The organism is Actinosynnema sp. NPDC020468, assembly GCF_040642015.1.
Taxonomy (GTDB): Bacteria; Actinomycetota; Actinomycetes; order Mycobacteriales; family Pseudonocardiaceae; genus Actinosynnema.
Map to the genome: position 1 here is coordinate 114,802 of NZ_JBFAEO010000022.1, position 16,094 is coordinate 130,895.

The following is a 16,094-nucleotide window of genomic DNA, read 5'->3' on the forward strand; positions in this document are numbered from 1 at the left end:
ATCACACACCCGGTGTTGCCGGATGTCAACGGTGGGTGGTGTCTCGAACCGGACAACTCGGCCTCCTCGTCTTGACGGCACCCGGGCACGCTCCGCAAGTATGCGATTACGCGATGTTCGTGGACAGGGTTGTCGACGAGGAGGCGCTCGTGAGGATCGCACTGGTGGCGACGGCCCTGGTGGCGGCGGCGGTGCTCCAGCCGGTCCCGCCCGCCGGCGCGCAGGCGGACGACCTGGCGCAGTGGGTGAACCCGTTCGTGGGCACCCGTCCGGGTGGCCCGGACCACGGCACCGGTGGCGGCGCGGGCAACGACTTCCCGGGCGCGGACGTGCCCTTCGGCATGGTCCAGTGGAGCCCGGACACGGTGACGCGGCAGCACGGCGGCTACTTCTACGACGACGACCGGATCAAGGGCTTCTCGCTGACCCACCTGTCGGGCGCGGGCTGTTCGACGTACCAGGACATCCCGTTCATCCCGTTCGCGGGCGAGGTCACCACGTCGCCCGCGACCGATCCGAACCGGTACGTGTCCACCTTCAAGCACACCGCCGAGACCGCCACGCCCGGCTACTACGGGGTGACCCTCGACAGCGGGACCAAGGTCGAGTTGTCGGTCACGCAGCGCACCGGCGTCGCGAAGCTCGCCTACCCCGGCGGTGACCCGGCCACGCTGCTGATCAACACCTCCGGTTCGATCTCCGGCACCGACGACGCGGAGGTCACCGTCGGGACCGACAGCGTCAGCGGGTGGGCGGCCAGCGGGCGGTTCTGCGGCTCGGAGCACACCTACCGGGTGTACTTCCACGCCGAGTTCTCCCAGCCGTTCGCCTCCCTCGGCACCTGGAAGAACGGCGCCGTCACGCCCGGTCGGTCCTCCGAGCGCGGTGGCTCCGGCCGGCGCGTGGGCCTCGGCGACGCGCCCAAAACCCCGGCGGCCCAGCACGCGACGCCCGAGATGAGCACCCGGGACACCACCGTCTCCGGGCCCGGCAGCGGCGCGTGGGTGACGTTCGACGACCCGGACGTGGTGGTCCGGGTCGGCCTGTCGTTCGTGTCGGTCGACGGCGCGCGGCGCAACCTCGCGGCCGAGAACACCGGGAAGTCCTTCGACACCGTCGAGTCCGACGCGCGCCGGGCGTGGAACGACCGGCTCGGGCAGGTCCGGGTGACCGGCGGCACGGACGCCCGGCGCACCACGTTCTACACCGCGCTGTACCACTCCCTGTTGCAGCCCAACGTGTTCTCCGACGCCGACGGCCGCTACCCGGGCTTCGACGGCCGGCAGCACACCGCCGAGCCGGGGCACGCGATGTACACCAACTTCTCCGGCTGGGACGTGTACCGGTCGGAGATGCAACTGCTGTCCCTGTTGGCGCCCAAGGAGTCCTCGGACATGGTGCGCTCGATGGCCGCCTACGCCGAGCAGGGCGGCTCGTGGGACCGGTGGACGGTGGCCAACGGCTACACCGGGGTGATGGTCGGCGACCCGTACCACGTGATGGTGTCGAGCGCGTACGCGTTCGGGGCGCGGGACTTCGACGCGTCCAAGGCGCTGCTGCTGATGCTGCGCGGCGCGACCCAGAAGACCCAGGGCTACGAGGAGCGGCCGGGGTTGGCCGAGTACCAGTCCCTCGGGTACGTGCCGGTGGGCACGCAGGACGTCTGGGGCGCGCCCGCGACCACGCTGGAGTACACGACCGCCGACTTCGCGATCGCCCAGCTGGCCCGCAGGCTCGGCGACGGTCCGTCCTGGCAGACCTTCATGAAACGGGCCCAGTACTGGCAGAACGTGGTCAACCCGGCCACCGGCTACACCCAGGCGCGGGCCAAGGACGGCTCGTACGTGGAGCCGTTCTCGCCGGGCAGCCCGGAGAACTGGGTCGAGGGCAACGCGGCCCAGTACACCTGGATGGTCCCGTACAACCCGCGCGGCCTGTTCACCGCGCTGGGCGGCGACGCGAAGGTGCGCGACCGGTTGGACTTCTTCTTCCGGAAGCTCAACGCCGGTCCCGGCGAGCCGCACGCGTTCCTGGGCAACGAGCCGGTGATGCACGTGCCGTGGTTGTACAACTGGGCGGGCGCGCCGGCGCGGACCCAGGCGCTGGTGCGCAAGGCGGTGGACGAGCTGTTCGGCCCCGGTCCGGAGGGGTTGACGGGCAACGACGACCTAGGCCAGATGTCGTCCTGGTACGTGTGGGCCGCGCTGGGCGTGTACCCGGCGATCCCGGGCCGGGCCGAGCTGGTGGTGAACAGCCCGCTGTTCTCCTCGGTCACCGTCACCCGGCCGGACGGGAAGACGTTGGTGTTCAAGACTTCCGGCGAGGGCGCGTACGTGGCGGGCCTGTCGCTCAACGGCCGGGCGCAAACCCGGACGTGGCTGCCCGAGTCGTTCGTGGCCAACGGCGGCACGGTCGAGTTCGCGCTGTCGCCGACCCCGACCGCCTGGGGCACCGGCACGTCCGACGCGCCACCGTCCTTCCGGGACGGTGAGGTCGGTCAGCAGGCCTACGTGCAGCCGGGTCGGCTGGTGCTGCCGCCCGGTGCGACCGGCACGGTGACCGTGGGCGCGCAGGACTTCTCCGGCAAGGGCGGCAAGGTGACGTGGAACGCCGCCGTGCCGCCGGGGTCGACCGTCACGCCGTCCTCCGGCGAGATCACCGCGCCGCCGGGGGACAAGGCGGGCGTTCCGGTGTCGGTGTCGGTGGCGGCGGGTGTGCCCGAGCAGACCCTGCGGGTGCCGGTCACCTTCTCCAACGGCCAGAAGAGCACGGTGTCGGTGCTGGTGGCGGACCCGGCGAGCCTGCGGGCGGCGTTCGACAACGTCGGCACGTCGCCGGACGACGACCAGGCGATCGGCAACTTCGACGGCGGCGGGTTCAGCTACTCGCGCAAGGCGCTCGCCGAGCTGGGCGTGACACCCGGCGGCACGAAGACATCGGAGGGGATCACCTACACCTGGCCCACCTCACCCGTGGGGGAACCGGACAACGTCAACGCCTCGGGCGAGGTCGTCACGGTGCCCGCGCCCGCCGGCGCGACCAAGCTCGGCCTGGTCGGCAGCGCGGGCGGCGGCAAGGCGTCCGGCACGCTGACGATCACCTTCACCGACGGCTCGACGCAGAACGCGGCCGTCGGGTTCTCCGACTGGGCGCTGGGCGGTTCGGCCGACCTGCCGCCGTCGTTCGACAACCGGATCCTGCTGACCACCCCGTACCGCAACAACTCCGGCGGCGAGGCGCAGCGGATCAAGGTGTACGTGTTCGCCACCGCGCCGATCCCGCTGCCGGCGGACAAGCAGGTCAAGTCGGTGACGCTGCCGTCCTCGGTCGCGGGCGGCACGTTCCACGTGTTCGCGATCGGCGTCGGGTGAGCGGGTGAACTTCGGCTTCCGGGCGGTTGTCGAGGTGCCGCCGCCGGCTAGGGTGACCCCATGGCGGACGCGGCGGCGGACCCGGTCGACTCGGTGGACACGTTCATCGGCACGAAGGACGAGGGCAACACCTTCCCGGGCGCGGCGGTGCCGTTCGGCATGGTGCAGTCGAGTCCGATCGGCTCGCACTACGCCGGGTACCACTACGACGACCCGCTGATCCGGGGGTTCGGCCACTTCTTCCTGTCCGGCGCGGGCTGCTGGGAGCAGGGCGGGCTGGTGTCCGTGCTGCCGACGACCGCGCTGCCCTCGTCGTTCGACCACCGCCGGTACGCGGTCGGGTACACCCACGCGGGCGAGGTCGGGTCGCCCGGCTACTACCGGGTGCGGTTGAACTCGGGCGTGCTGGTGGAAACCACCGCGACGCTGCGGACCGGCGTCGAGCGCTACGCGTTCCCGCCGGGCGCGAAGGCGCACGTGCTGGTGAACGTGGGGCAGGCCAACGACAAGGAGCCGGTGTCGGGCAGCGCGATCCGGGTCGTCGACGACCGGACGCTGGCCGGAACCGTGACGGCGCAGGCGTTCTGCGGTGGCAAGCCGTACACCACGTACTTCACCACCACGTTCGACCGGCCGTTCGCCCGCACCGGCAACTGGGGCGGCGCCTCGGGCGGGTCGGGGCTGCGCGGGCAGTGGGTGTCGTTCGACGGCGACGCGCCGGTCACCGCGGCGACCGCGTTGTCGCACGTGGACGCGGACGGCGCGACCCGGAACCTGGCCGAGGCGCGCGGGGTCCCGTTCGACCACCTTCGGGACGCGGCGCGGAGCGCGTGGCGGCGGGAGTTGGGCAGCGTCGAGGTGGCCGCGACGGGAGCGGACCGCACGGTGTTCTACACGGCGCTGTACCACGTGCTGCTGCAACCGTTGACCGGCAACGACGTCGACGGGCGGTACCGCGGCTTCGACGGCCGGGTGCACCGGGCCGACGGCTGGACCTACTACGAGTACTTCTCCCTGTGGGACACCTATCGCGCGCAGAACCCACTGCTGGCGCTGCTGCGGCCGGAACGGGCGCGGGACGTCGCGCGGTCGCTGCTGGCGGTGCACGAGCAGGGCGGCTGGCTGCCGCGCTGGGCGTACGCCAACCAGGAGACCAACACCATGACCGGCGACCCGGTCACCCCGTTCCTGGTGGACCTGTGGCGCTTCGGCGCGCTGGAGGGGTTCGAGGAGCAGGCCTACCGGGCGCTGTGGCAGAACGTCTCCTCGGTGCCGCCCGCGTCCTCGCCGTTCGAGGGCCGGTCGGGCAACCCGTCGTACCTGGCGGCCGGGTTCGTCCAGTACGACAAGGACTTCCCGAAGAAGGGCCAGGACGTCGACCCGCGGCACGGCGCGTCCGCGACACTCGAGTACGGGCTCGCGGACGGCGCGCTCGCGATCATGGCCCGCGCCCTGGGCCACGCGGCGGACGCGGAGGTCCTGCGCGTGCGGGCGTCGAACCACCGGAAGCTGTGGGACGCCACCGTGACCGACCGCGGGTTCACCGGGTTCCACCGGCCGAGGCTCGCGGGCGGCGGGTGGCTGAGCCCGTACACGCCGCAGGGGCCGGAGGGGTTCCACGAGGGGACCGCCTGGCAGTACCAGTGGTTGACCCAGCACGACGTGCCCGGCCTGGTCGAGCGGCTCGGCGGCCGGGAGCGCGCGCTGGCCAGGCTGGACGACTTCTTCGCCTACCCCGACCTGGTCGCGGACCCGGCGAAGGCGGTGCGGGAGAAGTGGGTCGTCGGTCCGTACGACTACTACAACCAGTTCCGCTACAACCCCAACAACGAGCCGGACCTGCACGCGCCGTGGATGTACACGCTCATCGGGCAGCCGTGGAAGACCTCGGCGGTGGTCCGGGCGGCGCAGACGCTGTTCGTGGCCGGGCCGGGCGGGGTGACCGGCAACGACGACCTCGGCCAGATGTCCGCGTGGTACGTGTTCAGCGCGCTGGGGCTGTACCCGGTGGTGCCGGGCTCGGGCGAGTTCGTGCTGCACGCGCCGAGGTTCCCGGAAGCGGTCGTGCACCAGGAGAACGGGCGGGACGTGGTGATCACCGCGCCCGGCGCGGTCCCGTCGTCCGTGCAGTACGTGGAATCGCTGAGCCTGGACGGCGTGCCGCACGAGGACGTGGTGGTGTCGTGGGAAACCCTGCGAAACGGGACGAAACTCGAGCACACCCTGACGACCGACCCGGCGCGCGCGACCTGGGGCGTTCCCCGGGGGTGAGCACTCCTCGCATTCGGTCGTGCGCGGTGCGCGACCGAAGGGCCGTCGAAAGTCGCTGAGTCGGCCTACTTTGGTCGCCGTCGGCGCAATCGAGCAGCACGGGCGGTGACGGCGGCTTACCGTGCCCGCATGACAGGGGCACGGATGCCGGCTGTCGTGGCGGCGGACCTCCGCAAGAGCTACGGCGAGCTGAAAGCGGTGGACGGGGTGTCGTTCACGGTGGCCGAGGGGGAGTTCTTCGGGATCCTCGGCCCGAACGGCGCGGGCAAGACGACCACGTTGGAGATCGTCGAGGGGTTGCGCAAGCCGGACGACGGCTCGGTGACGTTGCTGGGTGAGAGCCCGTGGCCGCGCAACCCCGCGCTGCTGCCCCGGATCGGCGTGCAGCTCCAGGCGTCGAGCTTCTTCGAGAAGCTGACCGCGCGCGAGCAGTTGCGCACCTTCGGCTCGCTCTACGGCGTCGGGCCCGCGAAGGCCGACGAGATGCTGGAACTGGTCGGGTTGACCGACAAGGCCGACGTGCAGGAGAACAAGCTCTCCGGCGGCCAGCGGCAGCGGTTGTCGATCGCCTGCGCGCTGGTGCACGACCCGGACCTGGTGTTCCTGGACGAGCCGACGGCCGCGCTCGACCCGCAGGCTCGGCGCAACCTGTGGGACGTGCTGCGGGAGATCCAGGCGCGCGGCAAGACGATCGTCTACACCACGCACTACCTGGACGAGGCCGAGATCCTGTGCGACCGGGTCGCGATCATGGACAAGGGCCGGATCCTCGCCATGGACGCGCCCGCCACCCTGGTGCGCGGACTCGACGCGCCGACCCGGGTGATCCTCCAGAGCGGCGCGCTCGACGTGGTCGACGCCGAGGGGATCGAGGGCGTGGACGAGGTGCAGCAGGACGAGGTGTCGCTGACCATCACCACCCGTCGCCCGGCGCCGGTGCTCTCGGACCTGGCCGATCGCGGCGCGCTGGACGGGCTCCAGGTCCGCACCGCGACGCTCGAGGACGTGTTCTTGAACTTGACCGGAAGGGAGTACCGGGCATGACGGCCGACGTGTGCTTCTCGGCGGAGGGCGCGAGATGACCGCGTTCAAGAGCTTGGCCGTGGCCATGATCAAGGGCTTCCTGCGGGACCGGATGACGTTGTTCTTCGTCTTCGTGTTCCCGTTGATGTTCCTGGTGGTCTTCGGGTTGATCGCGGGCGGTTCCGGCTCGTCGGACAAGACCAAGATCGCCACCGTCGGCGACGGGCCGGTGATCACCGCGCTGGACAAGACCGGCGCGTTGGAGCTCCAGCGGTTCGACGACGTCGCGGCCGCGCGGCAGAAGGTGCACGACGGCGACCTGCCCGCGCTGGTGGCGGTGACCGGCGACGACGTGCAGGTGGTCTACGCCGCCAGCGACCAGGTGAAGGCGCGGACCGTGCTGGGCATCGTGTCCGGCGTGGTGGACCAGGCCAACATCGCGGCCAGCGGCACGCCGCCGAAGTTCTCGCTCGACGCGCAGTCGGTCGAGGACGCCTCGCTCAAGCCGATCCAGTACCTGACGCCGGGCATCCTCTCGTGGGCCATCTCGGTGTCCGGCGTGTTCGGCGCGGCGCTGACGCTGGTGTCGTGGCGGCGCAAGCAGGTGCTGCGGCGGATCCAGCTCGCGCCGGTCGGCGCGGCGTCCGTGCTCAGCTCGCGGGTGCTGGTGAGCGTCGGCACGGCGCTCACCCAGGGTGTCGTGTTCGTCGGCGTGGCGCTGCTCCCGCCGTTCGGGCTCAAGCTGACCGGCCAGTGGTGGCTCGCGATCCCGTTGCTGGTCCTCGGGACCATGGCGTTCTTCTCGATCGGCATGCTCGTCGGCGCGTTCTGCAAGACCGAGGAGGCGGCCAGCGGCGCGGCGAACTTCATCACGCTGCCGATGGCGTTCCTGTCCGGCACGTTCTTCCCGATGGACGACGCGCCGGGCTGGTTGAAGGCGATCTCGAACGTGCTGCCGCTCAAGCACATGAACCAGGGCATGCTCGACGTCCTGGTGCGCGGCAAGGGGATCGAGGCGCTGGCCGTGCCGGCGGCGGTGCTGATCGGGTTCACCGTCGTGGTCGGGTTCATCGCGTCCCGCGTGTTCCGCTGGGAGGACTGACCCGGGAGGCTGGTGAGCGGCGTCACGACCCACAATGGGACGCATGCTCACCAGCCCCGTCGGTCGGTTCCGCCTCCTCGCGCTCGCCGAGGCGGTGTCCTGGGCCGGTCTGCTGCTCGGGATGCTGTTCAAGTACGTCGTCGTCGGCAACGAGATCGGCGTGAAGGTCTTCGGCCCGATCCACGGCGTGATCTTCGTCGGCTACGTCCTCGTGACGCTCATGCTGGCCTCGCGCTGGGACCGCCGCACCACGTTCCTCGCGCTCGTCGCGAGCCTCCCGCCGTTCGGCACGATCGTCTTCGAGCGCTGGGCGCGCCGGACGGGTCGGCTGGACGAGACGGCTCAGACCGCGAACGACTGAGCGGTTCTCAGCTCCTCCTCCACGTCGCCCTCGTGGTAGACGCGCTCGCTCGGTTCGATCGCGTCGAGGAAACCCTGGTACACCACCGCCAGCATCCGGTGGTTCTGCGGGCGCGCGTGCCGCAGCGCGGCCCGGGGATCGCTGTCCGGGCGGTGGGTGAGCCACGCGTCCGCCCACACGTCCTCGATCAGCGGCCACAGGTCCTCCGGCGTGAACGACAGCAGCCGCCCGATGTCGAGCGCCGGGTGGCCCCAGTGCGCGTCGGACCAGTCGAGCACCACGCCCGACGAGCGCCAGTTGCCCGGGTGGAAGTCGCCGTGCAGCACCGTCTTCGGCGGCAACCCGAAGTCCGGCACCGGGAAACCCAGCTCCCGCAGGCGCGGCGGCCCGGCCAGTGCCGCCTGCACCGCGACCCAGCGCGGCAGCACGTCCCGGATGACCGCCTCGTCGGGCCTCCAGCAGTCGTGGCCCGGCACGTCCGCCAGCAGCACCCTGCGGTCCTCGGCGGCGAGCAGCGGCGGCACCAGGCCGGGATCGACCTCGGCGACCATCGGGATGACCTCGCCCTCGTCCACCTGGAACGGGGGCACCGCCTTGAGCCAGCGGGTTTCGCCGGCCTGGCGCAGCCGGTAGACGCACGACAGGTTCCAGGTCTTCACCTGCACCGCGCGCTCGTGCGGCCCGGCCCACGCCAGCAGGTCCGCCGGGCCGCCGGGTTTCGCCCAGGGCAGGCGCCGCGGGTGGTCGGTGAGTTCGTGGTCCACTGTGGACAGTCCGGCCGGCGTGCGGTCCACCTCGACCTCGTAGGTCGTCGTGCCGTCCCGGCCGAAGCGACCCGTCGTGGACACCAGCCGCAGCACGGCCGCGGTGACGCCCAGCGCCGCGTCGAGGTGCGCGGTGACCGTCTCGACCTCGTTCCACCACGGCACGTCGACGGTGAACGGCGGTGCCTCGCCCACGCACCGCCCGTCGACCACGATCAGCGCCCGGACCTCCCGCATGCGGGCAGTGTCGCGGACCGGGGCGACCCGGTCGAGCGGTTAATCCTCGAAGTCGCCCGTCGCGCGGCGGACCTTGGCCAGCAGGTCGGTGAGCTGCTCGGTCTGCCGGTCGGTCAGGCCGCGCAGGCCAAACCCGACCTCCGTCACCGCCTCGGTCGCGGCCTCCCGGCGCGCCCGGCCCGCGTCGGTGATCTCCACCAGCGTGGTGCGGCGGTCGGTGGGGTGCGGGTTGCGGCGGACCAGGCCGTCGGCCTCCAGCCGGTCCACGATGTTGGTCACGCTCGTGGGGTGCAGCTGGAGCCGTTCGCCCATCACCCGCATCGGCAGGTTGCCCGCGCGCGAGAACGTCAGCAGGACCAGCGCCTCGAACCGGGCGAAGGTCAGCCCGTGCGGCTTGAGGGCGGCGTCCACCGAGCCCTGGATGATCTGCTGTACTCGCATGACGCTCGTGACCGCCGCCATCGCCGTCGACGGTCCGATCCGCTTCTCCCACAGCTCGGCGGCGCGGGCGATCGGGTCGAACGGGAGCGGCTGGGACGTCATGCCGCCGAAATTACCAGTGGGTACCACTCCAGCAGGAGGCAGCAGTGCTCGTCGCGTTCAGTGTCAGCCCCACGGGTGGCGAGTCGGACGGCGTGGCCGCCGCCGTGGCCGAGGCCGTGCGCGTGGTCCGGGAGTCCGGCCTGCCGAACGAGACCAACGCCATGTTCACCCTGATCGAGGGGGAGTGGGACGAGGTGATGGCCGTGGTGAAGCGGGCGACCGAGGTCGTGCAGGCGACCGCGCCCCGGGTGGGGCTCGTGCTCAAGGCCGACATCCGGCCCGGGTACACCGGTCAGCTGCGGGCCAAGGTCGAGCGGGTGGAGCGGCACCTCGCCGAGGGTGCGTCTGGCGAGTAGTCGGACGTCCTACTAAATTCGGGGCCATGCGACCCCGCGACCTGTGGCTCCGGTTCGAGACCTACCACGACGTCACGTACTTCACGCCCGAGTCGCGCGCGGTCACCGACGCGCTCGGGTGCCGCGGTGGCTGGATGGGCTACTTCGGGATGCGCGCCGCGCCACTCGGCGCGGCGTCACCCGAGGTGGTGACCTCGGCGTGCTTCGGCTTCGCGCCGTGGATGGTCCACCGCGCGCTGCCCGACGCGTGGGAGGTCGCCTCGCCGCGGCGGTTCCTCGCCGCGCGGCTGGAGGGGGTCGACGCGGCGCTGCGGCGAATTCTCGGTGACGTCTCGGGGTTGGCCGAGGCCGCCGAGCTGGCCGTCGAGGCCGCGTCCCGCGCGTCCACCGCCGGCAGGGTGCTCGGCGCGGCCAACGCGGCCCTCCCGCTGCCACCGCAACCCCACCTCGCGCTGTGGCAGGCGTGCACCACGTTGCGCGAATCACGCGGCGACGGGCACCTGGCGGCGCTCGTGGCGGCGGACCTGGAACCGTGCGAGGCGCTCGTGCTGTTCGGGGCGGACAAGGGGCTCGAGCCCGCGTACCTGCGTTCGGCCCGGGGCTGGAGCGAGGACGAGTGGGCCGCGGCCGAGGCGGCGCTGCGGGACCGGGGACTGCTCGCGGACGGGCTGACCGCGGCCGGGCGGGAGCTGCGGGCGGAGGTGGAGCGGCGCACCGACGAGGCCGCCGCGCGACCGTGGACCGCGCTCGGACCGGAGCGGACGGCGCGGTTCGCCGAGCTGATGACGCCCGTCGCGCGGCTCGTCGGCGAGCGCAACGAGGCGATGCGGACCAACCCGATGGCAATCGACCCGGTCCGCGAGCTGCCCGCCTGACGGCCGTGCCAGGATGGACGGGTGACAAGGCCAGACCCCCGCAAGACCGCCGCACTGTCCGCCGCGCTGTCCGGCGCGGTCGACCTGGGAGCGCTGAAGGCGCGAGCCGACGCCGCCCGCCAGCGCGCCACCACCCCGCCGCCACCGCCCGGCGGCACCGACTCCGCGCCCAGCCCGTGGGTGCTGGACGTGACCGAGCAGACGTTCCAGTCCGTTGTCGACCGGTCGATGGACGTGCCCGTCGTGGTCGAGCTGACCGCGTCGTGGAGTCCGGAGGCGGGTCAGCTCTCGGCCGTGCTGGAGAAGGCGGCCCGGGCCGGCGGCGGCGCGTGGCTGCTCGCCAGGGTCGACGTCGACCAGAGCCCGCGCATCGCCCAGGTGTTCCAGGTCCAGTCCGTGCCGACGGTGATGGCCGTCGCCGGCGGCCAGCCCGTGGACGGCTTCGCGGGCGCGCTCGGCGAGCCCGAGGTCCTCGCGTGGCTCGCCCGGCTGCTCGACGCCCTGCGCGACCGCCTGCCGGGCATCCGCGCGGCCGAGGCGGGCCAGGCGGGCGCCGTGCCGGAGGAGGAGTTCGACGACCCGCGCTTCACCGCGGCCGAGGACGCCTTCGAGGAGGGCGACTTCGCCGCCGCCGAGGCCGCCTACGAGGCCATCCTGGCCGTGGAGCCGGGCAACGCCGACGCGAAGGCCGCCCTGGCCCAGGTCCGCTTCACGGCCAGGGCCGAGTCGCTGACGCCGGACGTGGTGGCGCTGGCCGACGCGAACCGCGACGACGTCGACGCCCAGCTGGCGGCGGCGGACCTGGAACTCGCGAGCCAGGACGTCGACGGCGCGTTCAAGCGGCTGATCGACACCATCCGGGTGTTGTTCGGCGAGGACCGGGACAAGGTGCGCGAACACCTGGTGTCGCTGTTCGAGCTCTTCCCGGCCGACGACCCCCGGGTCGCCGCCGCCCGCCGCAACCTGGCGAGCGCCCTGTACTGACGCCCTGAACGCCGCCTTTCGGCCCCCGCGTCCTTCGACGTGGGGGCCGAGCCGTGCGGGTCTGTTTCCCGGACGCTGTCGGGGACGGATCTTGGTGCCGGATTTCGGGGTGGGTTGGCCTCCGGCCCCCGTCTCGATTGTCCCACGGGGCACCGACAGTTTCGGGTGGTCGTGGGCCGGGGCGGGGGGTTCGCGCGTGGCCCGGGTGGGTGAATCCGCCCCGCCCCTGCCCCCGCCCCGGTGTCGGTCTCGGCCTCGGTGTCGGGGTGCGTGATCGGGTCTGCGGTCCGGTGTCAGCCCGCGTACTTGCGGGTGCAGAGGCCGGAGCCCTGGAAGAAGCCGTCTCGGAAGGCTTCCACGCGGGCGAAGCCCGAGGGGACCACGCCTCCGTTGACGTCGGCGGCGATGAGGGACTTGTCGGCCAGGAGTTCGGCCACCGCCTCGTCCAGGTCGCCCGACGAGAGCTGGAGCTGGGCGGTCGGCTTGGTGGTCGTGCCGGCCCACGCGCCCGTCAGGCACGCGGTGCGCAGGCCCGCCGCCGGGCCCTCCAGCGGGTAGCCGGTCGCCTTCTGGATCGACAGCGCGAAGCGGGACGCGATTTCGGCGAAGGCCGCGAAGTCGCCGATACCGCCCTTCTGGCCGCGTTTCGGCGGGGTGCCGATCTTCACCAGTTCCGGCAGGTCCACCGAGATCTCGTTGGTGGACGGGCAGTACGCCACCGGCGAGGTGGCCTGCGCGTCCGCGCACGTCGACTCGCCGATCTTCAGCGCGGGCGGCGTGGCGCCGGACTGCTTGTAGGCGTCCCGCAGCGAGTCCTCCAGCAGGTTCAACGACTTCCGGTCGTCCACCCGCAGGTTTCCCTTGCCCTGGCCGAGGTCGACGTCCTTCTCATCGAACTGCTGTTGCGCGATGCGGGACTTCACCTCGGCCTCGTCAATGGCCGCACACCGCTTCGGGTCGCCCGCGAAACCGAACTGGAAGGCCGCCACGCGGTCGAACGCCGAGCCGTGTGCGCCCTGCTTCTCCGCCGACGTGCCCGCCGCGTCCCGGATGAAGAACATCGTCGCCAGGATCGCGTTCAACCCCGGTCCGGTGGAGATGCGGAAGTGCGCGGACTTGCCCTCGGCGACCCAGCGGAAGAAGTTGCCCGCGTAGCAGTCCGCCTGCTGCTCCTTGATGATCGACGGCGTGGCCTGCGTGATCCCGCTGCGCGCACCGAGCTTGTACTGCACCGCGTGGCCCATCTCGTGCGCCAGCACGGTCACCACGGACATCGGGCCGAACGCGTCGTTCAGCATCGGCAGCAGCTCGCCGCGGTCCCACGCGATGCTGTCGTCCAGCGAGCAGTAGAACGCGTTCGCGACACCGGCGGTGTTGGTGCGGCACACGGTCACCCCGGCGCCGGTCGAGTCGTAGGACACCAGCCGCTTCACCGGGTCGAACTTCGTGCCGGCGAAGTTCGCGGGCAGCTGCTGCTCCCAGTAGTCCTCGACGTCGGCGAGCGTGTTGATGGCCAACCGGTCCATCTCGCCGCCGTCGCCGTTCTCCACCGGCAGCCGCGCGTCCGCCACACCGGGCTTCGGGCCGCTCTCGCCGGTGGTGATGTCCAGCCCGGCGACCTTCGACACGTCGGGTCGCTCGGCGCGGGCCAGCCCCTCGACGGCCTGTGTGCAGGAACTGAGCAGCCCCGCGGCCGCGACGACCGCCACCAGCGCCGCGAGCCTGCCACCACGTCGAGCCATGCCCCAGTCCCGTCCCGAAGTCGTGTGATCCAGCCGAACCTTACTTGGCCCGCCCGGTCGGTGAGGAGGGAACTAGGCGAGCCCGCACGCCTTCGTGCCGTCGAACACGCCGCTGCGGAACACCTCGACCCGCTTGAACCCCGGCCCGACCGAGCCGCCGCCGGTCGCGTCCCTGGCCGCGTAGTCGTACGCCAGCAGCACCTTCACCGCCTCGTCCAGGTCGCCCGGCGACAGGCCGAAGCCGTCCTTCCTGGTGAACACCTCGCGGGTGTACGCACCGGCCAGGCACAGCGCGTTCGCCGAGGCGTCCTCACCCTCGGTCTTCTTCCCCAGCACGGCCAGCGCCGCCATCCCGTACCGGCTGGCCAGCAGCACGCCCGTCGCGTAGTCGCCGATCTTCGCGTGCAGCTGCGGCAGGTCGCCCGCCACGTCGACCTCGATCGATTTGTCCGCCGGGCAGTAGGCGACCGGACCCTGGTCGCCCGAGCAGTCCGGCTCGCCGTCGGTGGTCTTGGTCTTCGGGTCCGGCCAGGTCTTGCCGGCCGTCGTCACCAGCGTCTTGTAGTACTTGTCCACGTCGGGGGTGATCGAGGTGAGCATCTCGTCGAACGGCAGGTTCCCGCCCCGGTCGCGGTCGTCCACGCTGGTGAACGCCTGCTGCGTGAACGGCCGGTTCTGCACGGTCATGTCGGCGCAGAACTTCGTGCCGCGCTGGTAGCCGTCCTGGAACGCCGACACCCGGTCGAACGCGTTGCCGTGCGCGGACTTGTCGGCGGCCGACGTGCCCACCGGGTCGCGGAACGTCACCAGCGCGCCCAGCGCGGCGTCGAGGGTGTCCGAGCCGATGTCCAGGTGCTCGGACTTGCCGTCGTTGACCCACTTCACGAACGTGCCGGCGAAGCAGTCGGCCATCGCCTCGGTGAGGATCGTCGGGTACTTCTCCGGGTTGCGGCGCTCGGCCTCGGGCGTGATGCCCATCCGGCGCTGCACGGCGTGACCCATCTCGTGCGCCAGCACGATCACCACGGCCGCGTCGCCGAACTGGTCCTTGAGCACCGGCAGCAGCGCGGCCCGGTCCCACGCGATGGCGTCGGCGCTCGGGCAGTAGAACGCGTTGCCCTCCACGTCGCTCGCCTTCTCGGTGCACGGCGGCGGCTTGGCGGACGGGTCCGAGGTGTCGACGGAGTAGATGCCGCCGGACAGCTTGGTCCACGGCTTGCCGAACGTGTCCGGGAACGCCTGCTCCCAGAACCCGTCGACGTCGGTGATCGCGGTGCCCGCGAGCCGGTCGATGGGGCCGCCGTCGGACCCCTTGATGAACCCGGTGTCGACGCCGTCCTTGGTGACGACCTTGCCCGCCACCGGCGTGCCGGCGACGAACTGGGTGCACCCGGAAGCCACGACCGCGACGGCCACGAGCACCGTCACCCTCACCAGTCGACCCGCTGCCTGCCGCATCGGTCCATTGTGCAGGCTGCGAACCCCTCAGGGGCCGGACTCGACCAATCGGCCGACCCCACACTCCGCGGGCACCCGCCGGCCGCACCGCGTGGCGTGACGGCGGGCGTGCCGTCGGCGGTGGAACGGGCAAAACAACATTATCGGACACTGATCCGAACAGGTCAGCCGAATGCTGTTTTCGAGTGATTCATTCCGGCCGGAATGTGCCTCACTCGTTCGGTCGATAGAACTGCTCCGGACCGCCCTGTCAGGGTTGCGGAGTCGGTCGGAGTGTTCAACCCGAAGTGTTCGAAAACAATACCTTTCCGGTGTCTCCAGGGGGCTGCCTCGGTCGCACCTCGAAAGGTCGATTTCTGGGCCTATTCCGCTGTTTCCCAGGAGGTAGAATGCGTTTTCGTGCAGTAGCTCTCGGTTTATGTGCCGTTGCCCTCGAAATTCTCGCGTCCACGTCGGTCGCAGCCGCCGTCCCGTCGACCGCGACACCCTTCGCCGCGACGCCGATCGGATGCGTCGCCGTGTACGTCAAGGCGGGCAAGCCGAAGGTTCCCGGCGAGCCGACCGAACTGGTGCTGCGGAACTACTCCTGCGGCGGCGTCCATGCATCCCTCGGAAAGTTGCTCCTCAAGGCGTTCGAGCACCTCAACTACCAGGGCTCGTCCGTCGATTTCGAGGTCAACCAGGGTAATACCGACTGCGACATCGACGGATACCAGTGGAAGTCGATGCCGGCGGGTTGGAACGACCGGATCTCGTCCTTTCGCACCTACGGTGGGTGTCAGGGTGTCCGGCTCTACGAACACGACAACACCTCGGGCTCGTGCGGGTCGTACTTCTACGACGTCTCGTACGTCGGTGACGCGATGAACGACAAGACCTCGTCCTTCCGCAATTCGAGCCAGTCGAAACCCTGCTGACCCCGGTCGGCGGTGGGGAGACCGCCGGTCTCCCACCCACACCACCGCCCCATACTAAAAGGGGGCGCAGATAAAAATGCACACCACCCG

At 71.3% G+C, this 16,094-nt stretch carries 13 protein-coding genes; 9 read left to right on the forward strand and 4 right to left on the reverse strand.

Going from position 1 to position 16,094, the window contains the following annotated elements:
• Positions 1-149: 149 nt before the first annotated feature.
• From AB0G50_RS17860 to AB0G50_RS17880, 5 genes are all read left to right on the forward strand, one after another.
• Positions 150-3,371: a GH92 family glycosyl hydrolase gene (locus AB0G50_RS17860; protein ID WP_360109236.1), complete on the forward strand. Its 3,222-nt coding sequence runs from the start codon at positions 150-152 to the stop codon at positions 3,369-3,371.
• A 60-nt stretch (positions 3,372-3,431) separates the two neighbouring features.
• A complete protein-coding gene (locus tag AB0G50_RS17865) occupies positions 3,432-5,642 on the forward strand; it encodes a GH92 family glycosyl hydrolase (RefSeq protein WP_360109239.1) in 2,211 nt (736 codons plus the stop codon).
• Positions 5,643-5,771: 129 nt separating this feature from the next.
• Positions 5,772-6,686: an ABC transporter ATP-binding protein gene (locus AB0G50_RS17870; RefSeq protein WP_360109241.1), complete on the forward strand. Its 915-nt coding sequence runs from the start codon at positions 5,772-5,774 to the stop codon at positions 6,684-6,686.
• A 34-nt stretch (positions 6,687-6,720) separates the two neighbouring features.
• On the forward strand, positions 6,721-7,767 hold the full coding sequence (locus AB0G50_RS17875; RefSeq protein ID WP_360109244.1) for an ABC transporter permease: 1,047 nt from the start codon (positions 6,721-6,723) through the stop codon (positions 7,765-7,767).
• Between the two features lie 43 nt (positions 7,768-7,810).
• Complete coding sequence (locus AB0G50_RS17880) at positions 7,811-8,128, forward strand: DUF3817 domain-containing protein (RefSeq protein WP_360109247.1); 318 nt, start codon at positions 7,811-7,813, stop codon at positions 8,126-8,128.
• Here the strand turns inward: AB0G50_RS17880 and AB0G50_RS17885 are convergent.
• Positions 8,110-9,129 (reverse strand): phosphotransferase, encoded by a 1,020-nt coding sequence (locus tag AB0G50_RS17885; RefSeq protein WP_360109250.1) that lies wholly within the window; start codon positions 9,127-9,129, stop codon positions 8,110-8,112. The two genes, AB0G50_RS17880 and AB0G50_RS17885, sit on opposite strands and share 19 nt — an antisense overlap.
• A gap of 39 nt (positions 9,130-9,168) precedes the next feature.
• Positions 9,169-9,672, reverse strand: coding sequence for a MarR family transcriptional regulator (locus AB0G50_RS17890; RefSeq protein ID WP_360109253.1), 504 nt, complete (start codon positions 9,670-9,672; stop codon positions 9,169-9,171).
• Positions 9,673-9,716: 44 nt separating this feature from the next.
• On the opposite strand from AB0G50_RS17890, the gene AB0G50_RS17895 reads away from it, so the two are divergent.
• From AB0G50_RS17895 to AB0G50_RS17905, 3 genes are read left to right on the forward strand one after another with little or no spacing between them, the layout of a single operon-like run.
• Positions 9,717-10,028 carry an MTH1187 family thiamine-binding protein gene (locus AB0G50_RS17895; protein WP_360109255.1) on the forward strand — a complete coding sequence of 104 codons (312 nt, stop codon included), beginning with the start codon at positions 9,717-9,719 and terminating at the stop codon, positions 10,026-10,028.
• Between the two features lie 26 nt (positions 10,029-10,054).
• Positions 10,055-10,903, forward strand: coding sequence for a hypothetical protein (locus AB0G50_RS17900; protein ID WP_360109258.1), 849 nt, complete (start codon positions 10,055-10,057; stop codon positions 10,901-10,903).
• Between the two features lie 21 nt (positions 10,904-10,924).
• Positions 10,925-11,887, forward strand: a complete 963-nt coding sequence (locus AB0G50_RS17905; protein WP_360109260.1) for a tetratricopeptide repeat protein — start codon at positions 10,925-10,927, stop codon at positions 11,885-11,887.
• A gap of 293 nt (positions 11,888-12,180) precedes the next feature.
• Here the strand turns inward: AB0G50_RS17905 and AB0G50_RS17910 are convergent, their stop codons facing one another.
• Both AB0G50_RS17910 and AB0G50_RS17915 read right to left on the reverse strand, forming a co-directional pair.
• The gene (locus AB0G50_RS17910; RefSeq protein ID WP_360109263.1) at positions 12,181-13,629 is read right to left on the reverse strand and encodes a neutral zinc metallopeptidase; all 1,449 of its coding nucleotides are present in this window, start codon (positions 13,627-13,629) and stop codon (positions 12,181-12,183) included.
• Positions 13,630-13,701: 72 nt separating this feature from the next.
• Positions 13,702-15,087, reverse strand: coding sequence for a neutral zinc metallopeptidase (locus AB0G50_RS17915; RefSeq protein ID WP_360109266.1), 1,386 nt, complete (start codon positions 15,085-15,087; stop codon positions 13,702-13,704).
• A 389-nt stretch (positions 15,088-15,476) separates the two neighbouring features.
• Here AB0G50_RS17915 and AB0G50_RS17920 point away from each other — a divergent pair, with 389 nt between their 5' ends.
• A complete protein-coding gene (locus AB0G50_RS17920; RefSeq protein ID WP_360109269.1) occupies positions 15,477-16,004 on the forward strand; it encodes a hypothetical protein in 528 nt (175 codons plus the stop codon).
• Positions 16,005-16,094 lie beyond the last annotated feature (90 nt).